This window comes from Pseudomonas sp. SAS7 (assembly GCF_052112345.1).
GTDB classification, from domain to species: Bacteria; Pseudomonadota; Gammaproteobacteria; order Pseudomonadales; family Pseudomonadaceae; genus Aquipseudomonas; species Aquipseudomonas putida_Q.
In genome coordinates this window covers 73,382-91,850 of the sequence record NZ_JBEGGO010000005.1, presented here as the reverse complement: position 1 = coordinate 91,850, position 18,469 = coordinate 73,382, and the positions used below count along the sequence as shown (strand labels likewise).

Genomic DNA, 18,469 nt, shown 5'->3' with positions numbered 1-18,469 from the left:
CGCTGGGAGTGGGTATGTTCGCAAAAAACAGGTGGATTGTTCCAGATAAATCTTGAAACAGTACACGATTCGTTGTGCTGGCCGCCCTGCGGCAGGTTGCCGCGCCTTGCCTATACTGACTCGATCCCCCGATTTTCTGCCGCCGGGCGCGGCCCGACACGAGGAAGGGCTTGTGGATCATCTTGTACTGACTGTTATCGCCCCTGACAAGGCCGGCCAGGTCGAACGCATTGCCCAGTGCATCGCCGACCACAGTGGCAACTGGCTGGAAAGCCGCATGTCGCGTATGGCCGGGCAGTTTGCCGGCATCTTGCGGGTGGCGGTGCCGGCTGAGAATTACGCTGAACTGGTGGCATCGTTGCAGGGGCTGGCCCGGTATGACATTCGCGTGCTGATTGCCGAGAGCGGCATCGAGCCGTCGTGTACCTGGAAGCCGATTGCCATGGAGCTGGTGGGTAATGACCGACCGGGCATCGTGCGGGACATTACCCGGCTGCTGGCGGATCTGGGGGTGAACCTTGAGCGGTTTACCACTGAGGTGCGGCCGGCACCGATGAGCAGCGAGCCGCTGTTTCATGCAGATGCTTTGCTGGCGCTGCCGTTGACCCTTTCGCTGGATGAACTGCAGCAGAAGCTGGAGAGCCTGGCGGATGATTTGATGGTGGAGTTGAAGTTGCGGGCGGAGGATTGATCCGATATTGCCGGGGCCGCTTTGCGCCCCATTCGCAGCACAAGGCTGCTCCTACAGGCGTTATGCAATTCCCTGTAGGAGCAGCCTTGTGCTGCGAACGGGCTGCATCGCAGCCCCTTGCGGTTATCCCAATATCACGGGGAAGGCCCTGTGGATAACTTGGGGGTGTACCTCTCCAGCCCAGATCCCACATGCCTTGCACGCTCTTGATCAAAAAACACCCAATAATCAGCAGCTTGTGCACAAAGCACGGGGACGAGGGTGTGGATAACCTTTGGAGATGTCGCTGTAGGCCACGAGCCGTATGGCTTGCAGGGTTTTGATCGTTTTTTGATCAGCGCCGCTTGCGTAAATTCATCCACGCGTCGACGCTGTAAATTGCCAAGCCTGCCCAAATGAACATGAACGCGACCAAGGTGCTTGAGGACAGGTGCTCATCGAACAACAGCACTGCCTGCAGCAATACCAGCGTCGGTGCCAGGTACTGCAGAAAGCCCAGGGTGGTATACGGCAGGTGCCGTGCTGCAGCGTTGAAGCACACCAGCGGTACCAGCGTTACCGGCCCCGCGGCCATCAGCCACAGTGCTTCGCTGCTGGAGTAGAACGCCCCCTGGGCGCTCATCGCCGCCGGGTGCAGCAGTAGCCAGCCAAGGGCCAGCGGCACCAGCATCCAGGTTTCCACCACCAGGCCCGGCAATGCCGCCACTGGCGCCTGTTTGCGAATCAGCCCGTAGAAGCCGAAGCTCAGCGCCAGCACCAGCGACACCCAAGGCAGGCTGCCTACCTGCCACACCTGCTGGGCTACACCTACGGCGGCCATGCCCACCGCCAGCCATTGCAGGCGGCGCAGTCGCTCGCCAAGAATCAGCATGCCCAGTACCACATTGATCAGCGGGTTGATGTAGTAACCCAGGCTGGCTTCGAGCATTCGGCCGTTGTTTACCGACCACACATAGGTCAGCCAGTTACCCGCAATCAATGCTCCGCTCAGCGCCAGGATGCCCAGCCGGCGCGGGTTGTCGCGCAGTTCGCGCCACCAGCCGGGGTGTTTCCACACCAGCAGCAGCAGCGAGCCGAACAGCGCCGACCAGAGCACCCGGTGGACAATGATCTCGACCGCCGGAACGTTCTGGATTGCCTTGAAATAGATGGGGAACAGGCCCCAGATGATGTAGGCGCTCAGGCCCAGGATGTACCCGCGACGCGGGTTTGCGGCGTGCATGCAGAATCCTTGCTTAGGTAGCTAAATAAAGCGACGCCTATTGTAGACAGAGGCAGGCATGCTTCTAGAACAATTTCAGCGGTGCTTCATCCAGCGCGGCCATTTGCTCGCGCAAGGCGAGGATCTGGTCGCCCCAGTAGCGGGGTTGGCCGAACCACGGGAAGCTGGGCGGGAACGCCGGGTCGCTCCAGCGCCGTGCCAGCCATGCGCTGTAGTGAAGCTGGCGCAGGGCGCGCAGGGGCTCGATCAGGGCCAGTTCGCGCGGGTCGAAGTCGTGGAACTCGTTGTAGCCGTCGATCAGCTCGGCCAGTTGCCCCAGGCGCTCCTCGCGGCTGCCGGCCAGCATCATCCACAGGTCTTGCACCGCCGGGCCCATGCGGCAGTCGTCGAGGTCGACCACGTGGTACACCTCGTCACGGTGCATCAGGTTGCCGGGGTGCAGGTCGCCGTGCAGGCGGATCAGCTGGTGCGGTGTGCGGGCGTAGATATCCTCGACACGTTTTAACAGGTCGCGGGCCACGGACTCGAAGGCGGGCAACAGTTCGCGAGGGACAAAACCACCGTCCAGCAGGGTGTTCAGCGAGGCGTGGCCGAAGTTGTCCACAGCCAGGGCCTCACGGTGCTCGAATGGTTTGGTGGCGCCCACGGCATGCAGGCGGCCGAGCAACTGGCCAAGGCGGTAGAGCTGGTCGAGGTTGCCCGGCTCCGGAGCGTGGCCGCCGCGGCGGGGGAACAGAGTGAAACGGAAGCCCTGGTGCTCGAACAAGGTGCGGCCGTCGTGCTGCATCGGCGCAACCACCGGCACCTCGCACTCGGCGAGTTCGGCTGTGAAGCTGTGTTCTTCGAGGATCGCCGCATCGCTCCAGCGGCCTGGGCGGTAGAACTTGGCGATCAGCGGCTGCGCGTCTTCGATGCCGACCTGATAGACGCGGTTCTCGTAGCTGTTCAGTGCCAGCACCCGGGCATCGCTGAGAAAGCCGATGCTTTCCACTGCGTCCAGGACCAGGTCGGGGGTGAGGGTGTCGAAGGGGTGGGACATGGTGGCTCCGGAGGGTAAGCAGCGTGGGGCCATGGTAACGCGTTATGCCTGTACCGGCCTCTTCGCGGCTAAAGCCGCTCCCACAGGGTTTGTGCACATGTCTCAGGCGGCGCGTTCCCTGTGGGAGCGGGTTTACCCGCGAACCGCGCTGAAGCGCGGCCAGGCTATGCAGGAACTCCAATCAGTACATAGGACGGATGAAACTGCACCCGCACCGCACTGCCCGCCGCCACCGGCTGCCCAGCCAACCAATCCGCCTCGGCGATGGCACACAACGTCTGCCCATTGCCCAACGCCAGCCGCACCTCACTGGGCCCCTCATCCTCTGCCAACACTTCTTCCACCGTTGCACTCATGCAGTTGCTGCCCGCGTCGGCTGCTTCCCCCTCCGCCAGCAACCTTACCCACCCGGCTTTGAGTAGCGCCACCACCATCGTCCCCAGTGTCAGCTCCAGCCGCGCGGTACTGTCGTGGGTGATCAGCGCATCAATCTCCAGCCCACCGCCCAATGCCAGGCTGACGCGGTCATACCGGCCCTCGCGGCGCAGGCCGCTGACCTGGCCCTGGAGCTGGTTGCGCGCACTGGTACGTAGCATCAGGCGACCGAGCAGGTCGAGGTCGCTGGATTCTTCGGCGGCCTCGAGAATTTGCGCCTGCAGGGCCTGCAACCTCTGATACAGACGCAACACCCGCTCGCCTTCCGGCGACAAACGCGCACCGCCACCGCCACGGCCACCGGTACTGCGCTCGACCAAGGGCTGGCTGGCCAGGTTATTCAGCTCGTCGATGGCATCCCAGGCGGCTTTGTAGCTAATGCCTGCGGCTTTGGCGGCTCGGGTGATCGAGCCTTGCTCGGCAATGTGCTGCAGCAGGGCGATGCGCTGGGGGCGGCGGGCGATGTGCTGGGTAAGCAGGGTGGGTAGGGGCATGGGCATTGAGTCGTTGTAGGTGAAGGTCCTGAAAGCGGATTGTGGAGGACTGCGCAGGGTCATGCATACCCCGGCTTGGGCGTGCGCGCCAGGCAATACACATCCACCCGCCGCGCTCCGGCCTTGCGCAGCACCTCGGCGATGGCCTGCGCGGTGGCACCGGTGGTGAACACATCATCGACAATAGCGACATGTTTGCCCGTCAGTTCACCCGAGAGCGCAAACGCTTGCCGCAAATTGCGCCGCCTTGCCCGGGCATCCAGCTGTTGCTGCGCAGGCGTCTCGCGCGTGCGCAGCAACAATCGCTCATCGCACGGTAGCCCAAGTTGCGTGGACAACCACCGCCCGAGCATCCCGGCCTGGTTGAACCCGCGCTCGCGCAGTCGACGCTTGGCCAAGGGCACAGGCAACAGCAGGTCAGGGCGGGGTAGGCCTTCTGCAAAGCGATGCAGCAGCCCATACCCCAGCAGTTCAGCCATCAGGCGCCCCAACGGCCATTGACGATTGTGCTTGAAGCGGCTGATCAGCGTGTCTACCGGAAAACCGAATTGCCACAGTGCAATGACCTGTTCGAAGGGCGGCAAGCGGCGGGAACACTGGGCGCAGATCAGGCCGGCCATGGGCAAGGGCAGGGCGCATTGCAGGCAGTGATCAGCCAGCCAGGGCAGTTCCTGCTCGCAGGCGGTGCACAATGGGTAGTGCTGCTCGGCCGGTTCATCACACAATAAACACAGTTGGTTAATAAGTGAGCACTTGTAAACCAATCTTTTCCAGTGTGGTTGACAGTTCATGGGCCTTCCGTAACTATGCCAGCTATCCGTGATGCGCTTGTGGGCTTTCCTGTCCCGGCGCCAGCTACAGCCTAAACAAGGAAACGCCGATGAGCGCCAGCACAACTGCAACAACACGTCACGACTGGTCCCTGGCCGAGGTCAAGGCGCTGTTCCAGCAACCGTTCAATGACCTGCTGTTCCAGGCGCAGACCGTGCACCGCGCGCATTTCGACCCTAACCGGGTGCAGGTTTCGACCCTGCTGTCGATCAAGACCGGCGCCTGCCCGGAAGATTGCAAATATTGTCCACAGTCCGGCCACTACAACACCGGGCTGGAAAAACAGAAGCTGATGGAAGTGCAGAAGGTGCTGGAAGAGGCTGCCCGCGCCAAAGCCATCGGTTCCACCCGCTTCTGCATGGGCGCGGCGTGGAAGCACCCGTCGGCCAAAGACATGCCCTACGTGCTGGAGATGGTCAAAGGTGTAAAGGCCATGGGCCTGGAAACCTGCATGACCCTCGGCAAGCTCGACCAGGAGCAGACCGCAGCCCTGGCCCAGGCTGGCCTTGACTACTACAACCACAACCTCGACACCTCGCCGGAGTTCTACGGCAGCATCATCACCACCCGCACCTACAGCGAGCGCCTGCAGACCCTGGCCTACGTGCGCGATGCGGGGATGAAGATCTGCTCCGGCGGCATCCTGGGCATGGGCGAGTCGCTGGACGACCGCGCCGGCCTGCTGATCCAGCTGGCCAACCTGCCCGAGCACCCGGAGTCGGTGCCGATCAACATGCTGGTCAAGGTTGCCGGCACGCCGCTGGCCGAAGAAGAGGACGTCGACCCGTTCGACTTCATCCGCATGCTGGCCGTCGCCCGCCTGTTGATGCCCAAGTCGCACGTGCGCCTGTCCGCCGGCCGTGAGCAGATGAACGAGCAAATGCAGGCCCTGGCGTTCATGGCGGGTGCCAACTCGATCTTCTACGGCGAAAAACTGCTGACCACCGCCAACCCGCAGGCCGACAAGGACATGCAATTGTTCGCACGCCTGGGCATCAAGCCCGAAGCGCGTGAAGAGCACGCCGACGAAGTGCATCAGGCGGCCATCGAGCAGGCGTTGGTCGAACAGCGCAGCAGCGAGATGTTCTACAACGCTGCATCGGCCTGACATGGCCTTCGACCTGGCGGCGCGCCTGGCCGAACGGCGCGCCGCAGACCTGTATCGGCAGCGGCCACTGCTGGAGAGCCCGCAGGGGCCGGAAGTGGTGGTCGACGGCCAGCGGTTGCTGGCCTTCTGCAGCAATGACTACCTGGGCCTGGCCAACCACCCCGAAGTCATCGCCGCCTGGCAGGCCGGCGCCGAGCGCTGGGGTGTCGGTGGCGGTGCCTCGCACTTGGTGGTCGGCCACACCACGCCGCATCACCAGGTTGAAGAGGCGCTGGCCGAACTGACCGGGCGCCCGCGTGCATTGTTGTTCTCCACGGGCTACATGGCCAACCTGGGCGCCATCACCGCGCTGGTGGGGCAGGGCGATACGGTGTTGCAAGACCGCCTGAACCACGCCTCGCTGCTGGATGGCGGGCTGCTCAGCGGTGCCCGCTTCAACCGCTACCTGCACAACGACGCAGCCAGCCTGGCCAGCCGCCTGGACAAGGCCGTTGGCAATACGCTGGTGGTGACCGATGGCGTGTTCAGCATGGACGGTGACCTGGCCAACCTGCCGGCGCTGGCCGAGGTCGCCCGTGCCCGCGGCGCCTGGCTGATGGTCGACGACGCCCATGGCCTGGGCACTCTTGGCGCACAGGGCGGTGGCATCGTCGAGCACTTCGGCCTGGGCGTGGATGACGTACCGGTGCTGATCGGCACGCTGGGCAAGGCTTGCGGTACTGCGGGTGCCTTTGTTGCCGGCAGCGAAGAGCTGATCGAGGCGCTGGTGCAGTTCGCCCGCCCTTACATCTACACCACCAGCCAGCCACCGGCGCTGGCCTGCGCCACGCTCAAGAGCCTGGAGCTGCTGCGCCGCGAAACCTGGCGTCGTGAGCACCTGGCAGCGTTGATTCGCCAGTTCCGCGAAGGCGCGCAGCAGATCGGGCTGGCGTTGATGGACAGCCCGACGCCGATCCAGCCGATCATGATCGGCGACAGCGCACAGGCCCTGCGCCTGTCACGCATGTTGCGCGAGCGCGGCTTGCTGGTGACGGCCATCCGCCCACCCACCGTGCCAGTTGGCAGCGCACGCCTGCGGGTGACCCTGAGCGCCGCGCACAGCGAGGCGCAGGTGCAGCTATTGTTGAATGCATTGGCCGAGTGTTATCCACAGTTGGAGAACGCCGATGCGTAATCGTCTTGTCTTGCTGCCCGGCTGGGGCCTGGGCACTGCTTCACTGGAGCCGCTGGCAGCCAGCCTGCGCGCCCAGGATGCCCGCCTGCAGGTAGAGCTGATGCCCCTGCCCGAATTGGACCACAGCGATGTGCAGGGTTGGGTCGACCACCTGGACCGCAAGCTGCCCAGCGATGTCTGGCTGGGTGGCTGGTCGCTGGGTGGCATGCTGGCCAGCGCGCTGGCGCACCAGCGCGGCGACCACTGCTGTGGCCTGCTGACCCTGGCCAGCAACCCCAGCTTCGTCGCCCGGCCAGACTGGCCCCACGGCATGCCCGAAGACACCTTCGGCACCTTCCTCGACGGCTGCCGCAGCCATACACAAGTCACCCTCAAGCGCTTCCGTACCTTGTGCAGTGATGGCGCCCAACAGCCACGCACGTTGCTGCGCCAACTGGGTGTCGGGGTGCCGGACACCGACCCGCTGTATCTGGCAACCGGCCTTGAGGTGCTGGCCCAGCTCGACACCCGCGAAGCATTGCAGGCCTATGGCGGCCCGCAATTGCACCTGTTCGCCGGCAGCGATGCGCTGGTGCCGGCAGAGGCAGCCAAGGCGTTGAGCGAGCTGCTGCCGGATGTGGAAGTGGGCCTGGTTGAAGACAGTTCCCACGCGTTCCTGCTGGAGTACCCGCAGGAGCTGGCGGCGGGCATCAAGAGTTTTCTGCATGAGAGTGGCGATGACTGACCTTTCCCGTCCGACCCTGCCCGGCGCCTTGCCCGACAAACGCCAGGTGGCGGCTTCGTTCTCCCGCGCTGCGGCCAGCTACGACAGCGTGGCGGCATTGCAGCGCGCCGTAGGTTTGAACCTGCTGGAGCAGTTGCCGGCCGGCTTGCAACCCTCGCACTGGCTGGACCTGGGCAGCGGCACCGGCCATTTCAGCCGAAAGCTGGCCGAGTGTTTCGCGCAGGCCAGCGGTGTGGCAGTGGACATCGCCGAAGGCATGCTGCGCCACGCGCGGGATGAACAAGGTGGGGCGCTCTACCACGTGGCCGGCGACGCCGAGCGCTTGCCGCTGCGCGATGCAAGTGTGGACCTGGTGTTTACCAGCCTGGCGGTGCAGTGGTGCGACCAGTTCGCCAGTGTGCTGGCCGAGGCGTTGCGGGTACTGCGCCCGGGTGGCGTGCTGGCTTTCAGCAGCCTGTGCGTGGGTACGCTCGACGAGTTGCGTGCCAGCTGGCAGGCCGTGGATGGCCTGGTGCATGTAAACCGCTTCCGCCGCTTTGAGGATTACCAGCGCCTGTGTGCCGACAGCGGCTTTGAACAACTTGGGCTGCAGCGCTGCCCGCATGTGCTGCACTACCCGGATGTTCGCAGCCTGACCCATGAGCTGAAGGCGCTGGGTGCGCACAACCTAAACCCGGGCCGCCCTTCAGGCCTCACCGGTCGGGCCCGTATGCAGGGCCTGTTGCAGGCCTACGAAGCATTTCGCCAGCCCGAGGGGCTGCCAGCCACCTATCAGGTGGTCTATGGTGTGTTGCGCAAGCCACAGGCGTAAGGGGAGCGAGATGAGTCAGGCCTATTTCATTGCCGGTACCGATACCGATGTCGGCAAGACCACCATCGCCGCCGGGCTTTTGCACGCGGCGCGCTTGCAGGGCATGAGCACACTGGGGGCCAAACCGGTGGCCTCGGGCTGCACCATGACACCGAAGGGCTTGCGCAACAGTGATGCCCAGGCGCTGATCGACGAAAGCACGATCAAGTTGCCATACGAGCAGGTCAACCCGTTTGCCTTCGAGCCTGCCATTGCCCCGCATGTGGCGGCGCGCGAGGCGGGGGTGACGCTGGCGGTTCCGGAGCTGCTGGCGGCAATGCGCAATGTGCTGCAACAAAATGCCGATTTCACTTTGGTCGAAGGGGCCGGTGGCTGGCGTGTGCCGCTGTCGGGCCTGGAGAATCTTTCCGACCTCGCCGTTGCCCTGCAGTTGCCGGTGATTCTGGTGGTGGGGGTGCGGTTGGGTTGCATCAGTCATGCCTTGCTCAGCGCCGAAGCGATCGAGCGGGATGGGCTGCAATTGGCCGGGTGGGTGGCGAACATCATCGAGCCGCGTACTTCGCGTCTTGAAGAGAACCTTGCCAGCCTGGCAGAGCGCTTGCCGGCGCCTTGCCTTGGGCGGGTGCCCAAACTGAAGCAGGCCAGTGCCGACATGGTGGCTGAGCACCTTCAGCTGGATCTGCTGGATTAGCCGTTTCCACGCCCGGCCCCCTCGCGGGGGAAACCGCTCTTGTAGGAGCTGGCTTGCCGGCGATAGGGCCGGAGCAGGAATACCCAAGGCCTATCAACTGGCACCAGGCCATTAGGCTTTTAAACGGGCCTTTTCGCGCCCAGCCTGCTTTAATTAGGCCTGTTCGTCATCCAGCATCAATGGAGTCCTGACATGGAAATCACCGGTAGCTCCGCGTATTACGCGGGCCTGAGTGCTATTCAAACCGGCCAGAACCGCGTCGATCAGGCCGCCGGTCAGATCGCCAACACCACAGCCGAACGTACGGCCACCAGCCAGTCCAGCGATTTTCAGGCTGAACGCCTGCGCGCAGTAGATCGCAGCCAGCAGATGGACCTGGCCACCAGCACCGTGCAAATGGCTGTTGGCAAAACCGAAGTCGAGCTTGGCGCAAAGGTAGTCAAGGCATCCGACGAAATGCTCGGCCGGATCATCGACACCTACGCCTGATTGTTGGCCTCTCCCCTAAATCTACCGCTATCTCTGTGGGAGCGGGTTTACCCGCGAATGCGTCAGCCCAGACAACTTATTTTTCTGGCGCGGGCCTATTCGCGGGTAAACCCGCTCCCACAGGGGTTGCGCCTTGCCTTGGCGCAAACGCCATTTTTCGTGGCGTAAATGGCACCATAGTCCCTCCTTGACATAAGCCGGAGCTAAACGTAAGTTTCAAACAACTGTTTGATAGACGGCCGCCAAGAGCTGGTCACCCCCACAGAACTGACCCAGAGGTTCATCGCAATGCCTGATTACAAAGCCCCCTTGCGTGATATCCGCTTCGTTCGCGACGAACTGCTTGGCTATGAGGCGCACTATCAGAGCCTGCCGGGCTGCCAGGACGCCACGCCCGACATGGTCGACGCGATCCTCGAAGAGGGCGCAAAGTTCTGTGAGCAGGTGCTGTCGCCGCTGAACCGCGTCGGTGACCAGGAAGGCTGCACCTGGAGCGAATCGGGCGTTAAAACCCCGACTGGCTTCAAAGCGGCCTACGAGCAGTTCGTCGAAGGCGGCTGGCCGAGCCTGGCGCATGACGTCGAGCATGGCGGCCAAGGCCTGCCGGAATCGCTGGGCCTGGCCCTGAGCGAAATGGTCGGCGGTTCGAACTGGTCGTGGGGCATGTACCCAGGCCTGTCGCATGGAGCGATGAACACCATCTCCGCGCACGGCACTGCCGATCAGCAGCACACCTACCTGACCAAACTGGTGTCCGGCGAGTGGACCGGCACCATGTGCCTGACCGAACCGCACTGCGGTACCGACCTGGGCATGCTGCGCACCAAGGCCGAACCACAGGCCGACGGCAGCTACAAAGTGTCCGGCACCAAGATCTTCATTTCGGCCGGTGAACACGACATGGCCGACAACATCGTCCATATCGTCCTGGCCCGTCTGCCGGACGCACCAGCCGGCACCAAAGGCATTTCGCTGTTCATCGTGCCGAAGTTCCTGCCCAATGCCGAAGGCGGCGTGGGTGAGCGCAACGGCGTGAGCTGCGGTTCCATCGAGCACAAGATGGGCATCCACGGTAACGCCACCTGCGTGATGAACTTCGATGCGGCAACTGGCTACCTGATCGGCCCGGCCAACAAAGGCCTGAACTGCATGTTCACCTTCATGAACACGGCTCGCCTGGGTACTGCGTTGCAAGGCCTGGCCCACGCCGAGGTGGCGTTCCAGGGTGGCCTGAAGTACGCCCGCGAGCGCCTGCAAATGCGCTCCCTGACCGGCCCGAAAGCACCGGACAAGGCTGCTGACCCGATCATCGTCCACCCGGACGTGCGCCGCATGCTGCTGACCATGAAGGCCTTTGCCGAAGGCAACCGCGCCATGGTGTACTTCACTGCCAAGCAGGTGGACATCGTCAAGTACAGCCAGGACGAAGAAGAGCGCAAAAAGGCTGACGCCCTGCTGGCGTTCCTGACCCCGATCGCCAAGGCGTTCATGACCGAAGTCGGTTTCGAAGCGGCCAACCACGGCGTGCAGATCTACGGCGGCCATGGCTTCATCGCCGAGTGGGGCATGGAACAGAACGTGCGCGACAGCCGTATCTCCATGCTGTACGAAGGCACCACCGGCATCCAGGCGCTGGACCTGCTCGGCCGCAAAGTGCTGATGACCCAGGGCGAGGCTCTGAAGGGCTTCACCAAGATCGTGCACAAGTTCTGCCAGGCGCAAGAAGGCAATGAAGCGGTCAAGGAGTTCGTTGAACCGCTGGCGGCCATCAACAAGGAGTGGGGCGAGCTGACCATGAAAGTGGGCATGGCCGCCATGAAGGACCGCGAAGAAGTGGGTGCTGCCTCGGTGGATTACCTGATGTACTCCGGCTACGCCTGCCTGGCCTACTTCTGGGCCGATATCGCCCGCCTGGCCGCCGAGAAGCTGGCAGCCGGCACCAGCGAAGAGGCCTTCTACACCGCCAAGCTGCAGACTGCGCGCTTCTACTTCCAGCGCATCCTGCCGCGTACCCGTACGCATGTGGCGACCATGTTGTCGGGTGCCAACAACCTGATGGCGATGGACGAAGAGCACTTCGGCCTGTCGTACTGATTCACCCGCTGTACCCAAAACCCGCCTGCCCTTACCGGCAGGCGGGTTTTTTCATTCTGCAGCCGGATGCCATCCCTTGTAGGAGCAGCCTTGTGCTGCGAAGAGGCCATAACTGCCAAAGCAAACCTTCTGTCATACCGGCCCTTTCGCAGCACAAGGCTGCTCCTACAGGGGCCGCGTCGGAACCGAAATTCAACTGTTCATGTGCACTGCCGATGAAGTAAGGGCACAATGCCACTATTGATCTGCCGGGTTGGAGATTACCCTTGTTTCGTCTTAACGCTGTTCGCGCAAGCCACTTCCTGCCTTCGCTGATCCTGTTGCTGGCAGGGCTCGCCGCAGCCTATGTGAGAGACCTCAGTGTCTTTTTCACATCGCTGTTCAACGTCCTGCCTACCTTGGTGCTGCTGCTGGGCGGTGCCTACTGCGCGGTGTACCGCCGCCAGCGTGAGCTGTTCATGATGCTCACGGTGTACATCGCCTACTACCTGCTCGACACCCAGACCGACTTCTACCGTGACCATGGCCGCGTGCGCGAGGACGCGGCCGTGATCTTCCACCTGGTGTGCCTGCTGCTGCCCGCCCTGTTCGGGCTGTACGGTGCCTGGCAGGAACGTACCCACCTGCTGCAGGACATGGTCGCCCGCGGCGCCGTGCTGTTCGCCGTGGGCAGCGTGGCGGTAGCCCTCGAACAAAGCTACCCCGAAGCGCTGCTGACCTGGCTGGCGGAGATCCGCTGGCCAACCTTGCATGGCCAGTGGATGAGCCTGATCCAGATGGTCTACCCCTTGTTCCTCGGCGTGTTCATCCTGCTGGTGGTGCAATACCTGCGCGCACCGCGGCCGCTGCACGCCGCGTTGATAACGGGCCTGGTGGGTATTTTCTGGATGCTGCCGCAAACCTTCATCCTGCCGTTCACCCTGAACATCATGTGCAGCCAGGTGATGTTGATGATCGCCGCTGCGGTTGCCCACGAGGCCTACCAGATGGCCTTCCGTGACGAGCTGACCGGCCTGCCGGGGCGCCGTGCGCTCAACGAGCGCATGCAACGCCTGGGGCGCAACTACGTGATCGCCATGACCGATGTCGACCACTTCAAGAAATTCAACGATACCCACGGGCACGACGTGGGCGACCAGGTGCTGCGCCTGGTCGCCAGCCGCTTGTCCAAGGTGACCGGCGGTGGGCGCGCTTATCGATATGGTGGTGAGGAGTTCGCCCTGGTGTTCGCCGGCAAGACCGCCGAGGAATGTGTGCCCCACGTGGAGGCCGTGCGCGAGGTGATTGCCAACTATGTGATGCACCTGCGCGACCAGAGCAGCCGCCCACAGGACGATACAAGCGGGCGCCAGCGCCGGGCGGGCAACAGCGGCGGGACGGTGTCGGTCACCATCAGCATCGGGGTGGCCGAGCGCCAGGTTGACCACCGTAACCCAGAGGCGGTGCTCAAGTCTGCTGACCAGGCGCTGTACAGCGCCAAAGGGGCGGGGCGCAATTGTGTGATGGTGCATGGGCAACAATCGCAGCGTGGTGCAGTGCGTACGGCGTGACTGGGTAAGACTGATCGGTCAGTTGATGACCCTATGTCTCGTAAAAGTTGTTCGGTTACACTGCCAGTAACCCCAGTGTCGCGGTTCCCCGAGACCGCCCCGACCCGACTAGCGAGAGGTTGTCATGGCTGACTATAAAGCGCCGCTGCGCGACATGCGCTTCGTACTGAATGAAGTCTTCAATGTGGCCGAGCAGTGGGCGCAGTTGCCCGGGCTGGCTGAGGTAGTCGATGCCGATACGGCCATGGCCGTGCTGGAAGAAGCCGGCAAGGTCACCGCCAAGAGCATCGCGCCGCTCAGCCGCGCCGCCGATGAAGAAGGCTGCCACTGGGACAACGGTGCGGTAAGCACACCGGCCGGTTTCATCGAGGCCTACAACACCTACGCCGAAGGCGGCTGGGTAGGCGTGGGCGGCGACCCGGTGTTCGGCGGCATGGGCATGCCCAAGGCCATCTCGGCCCAGGTCGAGGAAATGGTCAACGCCTCCAGCCTGGCGTTTGGCCTGTACCCGATGCTGACCGCTGGCGCCTGCCTGTCGATCAATGCCCACGCCAGCGAAGCACTGAAGGAAAAGTACCTGCCGAACATGTACGCCGGCGTTTGGGCAGGTTCGATGTGCCTGACCGAGCCGCATGCCGGTACCGATCTGGGCATCATCCGCACCAAGGCCGAGCCGCAGGCCGACGGCAGCTACAAGGTCAGCGGCACCAAGATCTTCATCACCGGTGGCGAGCACGACCTGACCGAGAACATCATTCACCTGGTGCTGGCCAAGCTGCCGGATGCACCGGCAGGGGCGAAAGGCATTTCGCTGTTTCTGGTGCCGAAGTTCCTGGTCAACGAAGACGGCAGCCTGGGGGCGCGCAACCCGGCTACTTGCGGCTCGATCGAGCACAAGATGGGCATCCAGGCCTCGGCTACTTGCGTGATGAACTTCGACGAGGCAGTCGGCTACATCGTCGGTGAGCCGAACAAGGGCCTGGCGGCCATGTTCACCATGATGAACTACGAGCGCCTGGGCGTTGGCATCCAGGGCCTGGCCTCGGCCGAACGCTCCTACCAGAACGCGGTGGAATATGCCCGCGACCGCCTGCAGAGCCGCGCCCCGACCGGCCCGCAAGCCAAGGAAAAAGCCGCCGACCCGATCATCGTCCATCCGGACGTGCGCCGCATGCTGCTGACCATGAAGGCACAGATCGAGGGTGGCCGCGCCTTTTCCACCTATGTAGCCATGCAGCTGGACAGTGCCAAGTACAGCGAAGACGCTGCCGTGCGCAAGCGCAGCGAAGAGCTGGTGGCACTGCTGACCCCGGTGGCCAAGGCCTTCCTCACCGACTTGGGGCTGGAGAGCACGGTGCACGGGCAGCAAGTATTCGGTGGGCATGGCTATATCCGTGAGTGGGGGCAGGAACAGCTGGTGCGTGATGTGCGCATTACGCAGATCTACGAAGGCACCAACGGCATTCAGGCCCTCGACCTGATGGGGCGCAAGGTGGTGGCCAGCGGTGGGGCGTATTACAGGCTGTTCTCTGATGAGATCCGCCAGTTCATTGCCAGTGCGGGCAGCGAACTGGACGAGTTTGCCAAGCCGTTGGCTGCCAGCCTCGACCAGCTCGACGGGCTGACCGAATGGGTGCTGGAACAGGCCAAGGGCAACCCGAATGAAATCGGCGCGGCGTCGGTCGAGTATCTGCATGCCTTTGGTTATGTGGCCTATGCCTACATGTGGGCGCTGATGGCGCGGGCGGCCAAGGCGGGTGAGGGGGACGAGGCGTTCTACTCGGGCAAGCTGGGGACGGCGCGCTTCTACTTTGCGCGGTTGCTGCCACGGGTGGATTCGCTGGTGGCTTCGGTGAAGGCGGGGAGTGAGTCGCTGTACCTGCTGGATGCTGAGCAGTTCTGACAGATTTTAGGGCCGCTTTGCGGCCCATTCGCGGCGCAAGGCCGCTCCTACAGTCACCGCGCGCGTCGTAAGGATTGTGCGGTCGCTGTAGGAGCGGCCTTGTGCCGCGAATGGGCTGCGCAGCAGCCCCAATTCACGGCATGAATCCTCTTTGTAAGCATTTTCCTACACGACGTGGTGACTTTTCACCACTGTTCTCAGATTGGATCCACGGTTAATCTTTACCACATGGACGTTGCGCAGGAAGCGCAAAGGACAGATCAAGGAAGACGACGAAGGACCACCTGCCAGGATGGCGGGGCGATACGGATGTCACAGGGAAACAGTCTGGAAAACCCCGCTTCGGCGGGGTTTTCTTTGTGCGCGTATTTTTTCAGGCCAGCACATCCAGCGGCGATGCGCCCAACAGGCGGGCGTCAGTCTCTTCCTCCAGCAGGGTGCGCAGCAGCTCCACAGACGCCTGCTGGCGCTGGGCATCGCGAAACACCAGGCCAACCTTCAGCGGCACCCGCGGCTCGCTCAACGGCTTCCACAGCAGGCCCTGATCATCCTCGGCGGCTTCTTTGGCCCGGCCCGGCAGGATGGTGGCCAGTGCGGTGTGCGCCAAGCTGTCGAGAATCCCCGCCATGTTGTTCATCTCTGCCTGCACGTGTGGCCGCCGCCCCTGGCTGGCCAGCTGCGCCTGCCAGATCTGGCGGATCTGGAACTCTTCGCCCAGCATCAGCATGGGTAACTCGGCGGCCTGGCGGATGGACACCTTCTTGAAATCCTTCAGCGGGTGGGTATCGGGGATCACCAGCTGCAGCTCGTCTTCGTACAGCAGCAGGCCATGCAGCCCAGGTTGGCGCGGTGGCAGGTAGCTGATGCCGATGTCCAGGCTGCCGTTGAGCAGCCGACGCTCGATCTCCAGCCCCGACAACTCGTAGATCTGCACGACAAGGTGCGGCTGTGCCTTGCGCAGCCGTTCGAGCAGTTGTGGCACCAGGCTTGGCCGCACGGTCTGCAACACGCCGATAGCCAGGGTGCGAAGCGACTGGCCCTTGAAGTTGCGCATGGCCTCGTGGGCCCGCTGCAAGCCATCGAGCAATGGCAAGGCGTGGTTGTACAGGGTGTGGGCAGCCAGGGTGGGCAGCAGGCGCTTGTTGCTGCGCTCGAACAGGCTCAGGTCGAGGCTGTGTTCCAGTTGGCGGATCTGCTGGGAGAGTGCCGGCTGGGACAGTGACAGGCGCTCGGCGGCGCGGCCCACGTGGCCTTCTTCGTACACCGCGACGAAATAACGCAGTTGGCGGAAATCCATAAGTAACACTTATCGAAAATGCTGGAAAAACGAAATGGTCGAAAACCCTCGCGAGGCCTAGTCTATCGCCGTATTCCAACGGGTTACAGCGATCATTAGGTCGATTGTTACCCCGGATGAAAAACACTTTTGATAGGCAAGGCAAAATATCGAGTGTCGGCACCAAGACCGCACCGTAGCCGCCCTTTACCGTGATTGGTTGGAGCCCTGATGAACCTGTTCAACCTGCGCCGCTCGGCCCCTGCCGCTGTCGCCGAGCCCAAGCGCGCGCCGGTGATCGTGCCGCACGCTGATGAGTTGTCGCGTGATCGCCTGATGCCCAGCGCCGAACGGGCACCGCAGGTGTTCGTGCGTGGTCAGGGCTCCTGGTTGTGGGACAACGAAGGGCGTGCCTATCTGGACTTTACCCAGGGTGGTGCAGTCAACAGCCTGGGCCATAGCCCCAGCGTGCTGGTGAAGGCACTGGGCAACCAGGCCCAGGCGCTGATCAACCCGGGCTCGGGCTTCCACAGCCGTGGCCTGTTGGGGCTGGTCAACCGCCTGTGCCAGAGCACCGGCAGCGAGCAAGCCTACCTGCTGAACAGCGGTGCGGAGGCCTGTGAAGGTGCGATCAAACTGGCGCGCAAGTGGGGCCAGCTGCACCGCAACGGCGCCTACCACATCATCACTGCCACCCAGGCCTGCCACGGCCGTAGCCTGGGCGCGCTGTCGGCGTCCGACCCACTGCCGTGCAACCGCTGCGAGCCTGGCCTGCCGGGCTTCAGCAAGGTGCCGTTCAATGACCTGGCGGCCCTGCACGCCGCCGTGGATTCGCGCACCGTGGCCATCATGCTTGAGCCAATCCAGGGCGAGGCGGGTGTTATCCCCGCCACCCAGGAATACCTCAAGGGCGTGGAAACACTGTGCCGTGAACTGGGCATCCTGCTGATCCTCGATGAGGTGCAGACCGGTATTGGCCGCTGTGGCGCGCTGCTGGCCGAGGAGCTGTATGGCGTGCGCGCCGACATCATCACCTTGGGCAAGGGCCTGGGCGGCGGTGTGCCCCTGGCTGCCTTGCTCGCCCGGGGCACGGCATGTTGCGCCGAGCCTGGCGAACTGGAAGGCAGCCACCATGGCAATGCGCTGATGTGCGCCGCCGGCCTGGCTGTGCTGGACACCGTGCTGGAGCCTGGCTTCTTTGCCCAGGTGCAGGATAACGGCCGCCATCTGCGTGAAGGCCTGAGCCGCCTGGCTGGGCGCTATGGGCAGGGTGAGGTGCGCGGGCAAGGCCTGCTGTGGGCACTGCAACTGAAAGAAAACCTGGCCAAAGAGCTGGTGGCAGCGGCCCTGCATGAAGGCCTGCTGCTCAATGCACCGCAAGCGGATGTGTTGCGTTTGTCGCCAGCGCTGACCGTGAGCAAGGGCAACATCGACGAAATGCTGCTGCGCCTGGCCCGCGCCTTTGCCCGCCTGCATGCCCAGCAGCAGGCCCGCCGCGAAATGCCGGCGTAGCTGTTTGGCAAGACCGAGAATTCTACGAACCGTCTGGCGTTCCTGCGCATCGCCCCTGGCCTGTTTCATTCGGCCCGGGGCGTTTTTTTTTGCCTGTGGAACCTCTGTGGCGGGCGGCTAGTCTTTGATGTAACCCTTCAGGAGAGACTCGCATGGACTTTATTCGCATCATCATCGCCATTCTTCTGCCACCGCTGGGCGTGTTTCTACAGGTGGGGTTTGGCGGGGCGTTCTGGCTGAATATTCTGCTGACCTTGCTGGGTTACATTCCGGGGATCGTGCACGCGGTGTACATCATCGCCAAACGGTAAGCGGCGAACACGGTCCCTGTAGGAGCAGCCTTGTGCTGCGAAGAGGCCATTACAGGCGCAGCAAATGCGCTGCCTGTGACGGCCCTTTCGCAGCACAAGGCTGCTCCTACAAAG

Annotated in this window: 17 protein-coding genes; 12 read left to right on the top strand and 5 right to left on the bottom strand. The window is 63.3% G+C overall.

The features are described 5' to 3' along the window. Window positions 1-172: 172 nt before the first annotated feature. Window positions 173-691: a glycine cleavage system protein R gene (locus tag ABI582_RS10140; RefSeq protein ID WP_016484572.1), complete on the top strand. Its 519-nt coding sequence runs from the start codon at window positions 173-175 to the stop codon at window positions 689-691. A 334-nt stretch (window positions 692-1,025) separates the two neighbouring features. Here ABI582_RS10140 and rarD read toward each other — a convergent pair whose 3' ends face one another. The 4 genes from rarD to ABI582_RS10120 form a co-directional block, all read right to left on the bottom strand. Then, on the bottom strand, window positions 1,026-1,913 hold the full coding sequence (rarD, locus tag ABI582_RS10135; protein WP_442119101.1) for an EamA family transporter RarD: 888 nt from the start codon (window positions 1,911-1,913) through the stop codon (window positions 1,026-1,028). A gap of 64 nt (window positions 1,914-1,977) precedes the next feature. Further along, window positions 1,978-2,952, bottom strand: coding sequence for a serine/threonine protein kinase (locus tag ABI582_RS10130; protein ID WP_442119100.1), 975 nt, complete (start codon window positions 2,950-2,952; stop codon window positions 1,978-1,980). 164 nt (window positions 2,953-3,116) lie between these two features. Beyond that, complete coding sequence (locus ABI582_RS10125) at window positions 3,117-3,881, bottom strand: TOBE domain-containing protein (RefSeq protein ID WP_442119099.1); 765 nt, start codon at window positions 3,879-3,881, stop codon at window positions 3,117-3,119. A gap of 59 nt (window positions 3,882-3,940) precedes the next feature. Then, the gene (locus ABI582_RS10120; RefSeq protein WP_442119098.1) at window positions 3,941-4,672 is read right to left on the bottom strand and encodes a ComF family protein; all 732 of its coding nucleotides are present in this window, start codon (window positions 4,670-4,672) and stop codon (window positions 3,941-3,943) included. Window positions 4,673-4,761: 89 nt separating this feature from the next. Here ABI582_RS10120 and bioB point away from each other — a divergent pair, with 89 nt between their 5' ends. The 9 genes from bioB to ABI582_RS10075 all read left to right on the top strand — a co-directional run bounded on the left by bioB (window position 4,762) and on the right by ABI582_RS10075 (window position 15,256). After that, window positions 4,762-5,820, top strand: coding sequence for a biotin synthase BioB (bioB, locus tag ABI582_RS10115; protein ID WP_016497669.1), 1,059 nt, complete (start codon window positions 4,762-4,764; stop codon window positions 5,818-5,820). Between the two features lies 1 nt (window position 5,821). Next, the gene (gene bioF / locus ABI582_RS10110; protein ID WP_442119097.1) at window positions 5,822-6,994 is read left to right on the top strand and encodes an 8-amino-7-oxononanoate synthase; all 1,173 of its coding nucleotides are present in this window, start codon (window positions 5,822-5,824) and stop codon (window positions 6,992-6,994) included. Next, complete coding sequence (locus ABI582_RS10105) at window positions 6,987-7,718, top strand: alpha/beta fold hydrolase (RefSeq protein WP_442119096.1); 732 nt, start codon at window positions 6,987-6,989, stop codon at window positions 7,716-7,718. The genes bioF and ABI582_RS10105 overlap by 8 nt, the downstream gene beginning before the upstream one ends. Continuing rightward, window positions 7,711-8,529: a malonyl-ACP O-methyltransferase BioC gene (bioC, locus tag ABI582_RS10100; RefSeq protein ID WP_442119095.1), complete on the top strand. Its 819-nt coding sequence runs from the start codon at window positions 7,711-7,713 to the stop codon at window positions 8,527-8,529. The genes ABI582_RS10105 and bioC overlap by 8 nt, the downstream gene beginning before the upstream one ends. Before the next feature lie 10 nt (window positions 8,530-8,539). Beyond that, complete coding sequence (gene bioD, locus ABI582_RS10095; RefSeq protein ID WP_019472548.1) at window positions 8,540-9,220, top strand: dethiobiotin synthase; 681 nt, start codon at window positions 8,540-8,542, stop codon at window positions 9,218-9,220. 192 nt (window positions 9,221-9,412) lie between these two features. Continuing rightward, entirely contained in the window at window positions 9,413-9,709 is a 297-nt protein-coding gene (locus ABI582_RS10090) for a pyrroloquinoline quinone biosynthesis protein PqqE (protein WP_174370944.1), read from the top strand. A 288-nt stretch (window positions 9,710-9,997) separates the two neighbouring features. Next, a complete protein-coding gene (locus tag ABI582_RS10085) occupies window positions 9,998-11,803 on the top strand; it encodes a phenylacyl-CoA dehydrogenase (RefSeq protein ID WP_442119094.1) in 1,806 nt (601 codons plus the stop codon). A 266-nt stretch (window positions 11,804-12,069) separates the two neighbouring features. Next, window positions 12,070-13,353, top strand: coding sequence for a GGDEF domain-containing protein (locus tag ABI582_RS10080; protein ID WP_338745862.1), 1,284 nt, complete (start codon window positions 12,070-12,072; stop codon window positions 13,351-13,353). 124 nt (window positions 13,354-13,477) lie between these two features. Continuing rightward, entirely contained in the window at window positions 13,478-15,256 is a 1,779-nt protein-coding gene (locus ABI582_RS10075) for an acyl-CoA dehydrogenase C-terminal domain-containing protein (protein WP_442119093.1), read from the top strand. 373 nt (window positions 15,257-15,629) lie between these two features. Here the strand turns inward: ABI582_RS10075 and ABI582_RS10070 are convergent, their stop codons facing one another. Further along, window positions 15,630-16,553, bottom strand: coding sequence for a LysR family transcriptional regulator (locus tag ABI582_RS10070; protein WP_016484586.1), 924 nt, complete (start codon window positions 16,551-16,553; stop codon window positions 15,630-15,632). A 210-nt stretch (window positions 16,554-16,763) separates the two neighbouring features. On the opposite strand from ABI582_RS10070, the gene ABI582_RS10065 reads away from it, so the two are divergent. Both ABI582_RS10065 and ABI582_RS10060 read left to right on the top strand, forming a co-directional pair. Then, window positions 16,764-18,044, top strand: a complete 1,281-nt coding sequence (locus ABI582_RS10065) for an aspartate aminotransferase family protein (protein ID WP_442119092.1) — start codon at window positions 16,764-16,766, stop codon at window positions 18,042-18,044. A 152-nt stretch (window positions 18,045-18,196) separates the two neighbouring features. Then, a complete protein-coding gene (locus tag ABI582_RS10060) occupies window positions 18,197-18,355 on the top strand; it encodes a YqaE/Pmp3 family membrane protein (RefSeq protein ID WP_003177654.1) in 159 nt (52 codons plus the stop codon). The last annotated feature ends 114 nt before the right edge of the window (window positions 18,356-18,469 follow it).

What these genes read in the sequence shown, in the direction of transcription:
- bioC (WP_442119095.1), top strand. Translation starts at nt 7,711, where the DNA reads ATGACTGACCTTTCCCGTCCGACCCTGCCCGGCGCCTTGCCCGACAAA.
- ABI582_RS10120 (WP_442119098.1), bottom strand. Translation starts at nt 4,672, where the DNA reads ATGAACTGTCAACCACACTGGAAAAGATTGGTTTACAAGTGCTCACTT.
- ABI582_RS10090 (WP_174370944.1), top strand. Translation starts at nt 9,413, where the DNA reads ATGGAAATCACCGGTAGCTCCGCGTATTACGCGGGCCTGAGTGCTATT.
- bioF (WP_442119097.1), top strand. Translation starts at nt 5,822, where the DNA reads ATGGCCTTCGACCTGGCGGCGCGCCTGGCCGAACGGCGCGCCGCAGAC.
- ABI582_RS10125 (WP_442119099.1), bottom strand. Translation starts at nt 3,881, where the DNA reads ATGCCCCTACCCACCCTGCTTACCCAGCACATCGCCCGCCGCCCCCAG.
- ABI582_RS10085 (WP_442119094.1), top strand. Translation starts at nt 9,998, where the DNA reads ATGCCTGATTACAAAGCCCCCTTGCGTGATATCCGCTTCGTTCGCGAC.
- bioB (WP_016497669.1), top strand. Translation starts at nt 4,762, where the DNA reads ATGAGCGCCAGCACAACTGCAACAACACGTCACGACTGGTCCCTGGCC.
- ABI582_RS10060 (WP_003177654.1), top strand. Translation starts at nt 18,197, where the DNA reads ATGGACTTTATTCGCATCATCATCGCCATTCTTCTGCCACCGCTGGGC.
- ABI582_RS10130 (WP_442119100.1), bottom strand. Translation starts at nt 2,952, where the DNA reads ATGTCCCACCCCTTCGACACCCTCACCCCCGACCTGGTCCTGGACGCA.
- bioD (WP_019472548.1), top strand. Translation starts at nt 8,540, where the DNA reads ATGAGTCAGGCCTATTTCATTGCCGGTACCGATACCGATGTCGGCAAG.
- ABI582_RS10065 (WP_442119092.1), top strand. Translation starts at nt 16,764, where the DNA reads ATGAACCTGTTCAACCTGCGCCGCTCGGCCCCTGCCGCTGTCGCCGAG.
- ABI582_RS10070 (WP_016484586.1), bottom strand. Translation starts at nt 16,553, where the DNA reads ATGGATTTCCGCCAACTGCGTTATTTCGTCGCGGTGTACGAAGAAGGC.
- ABI582_RS10075 (WP_442119093.1), top strand. Translation starts at nt 13,478, where the DNA reads ATGGCTGACTATAAAGCGCCGCTGCGCGACATGCGCTTCGTACTGAAT.
- rarD (WP_442119101.1), bottom strand. Translation starts at nt 1,913, where the DNA reads ATGCACGCCGCAAACCCGCGTCGCGGGTACATCCTGGGCCTGAGCGCC.
- ABI582_RS10105 (WP_442119096.1), top strand. Translation starts at nt 6,987, where the DNA reads ATGCGTAATCGTCTTGTCTTGCTGCCCGGCTGGGGCCTGGGCACTGCT.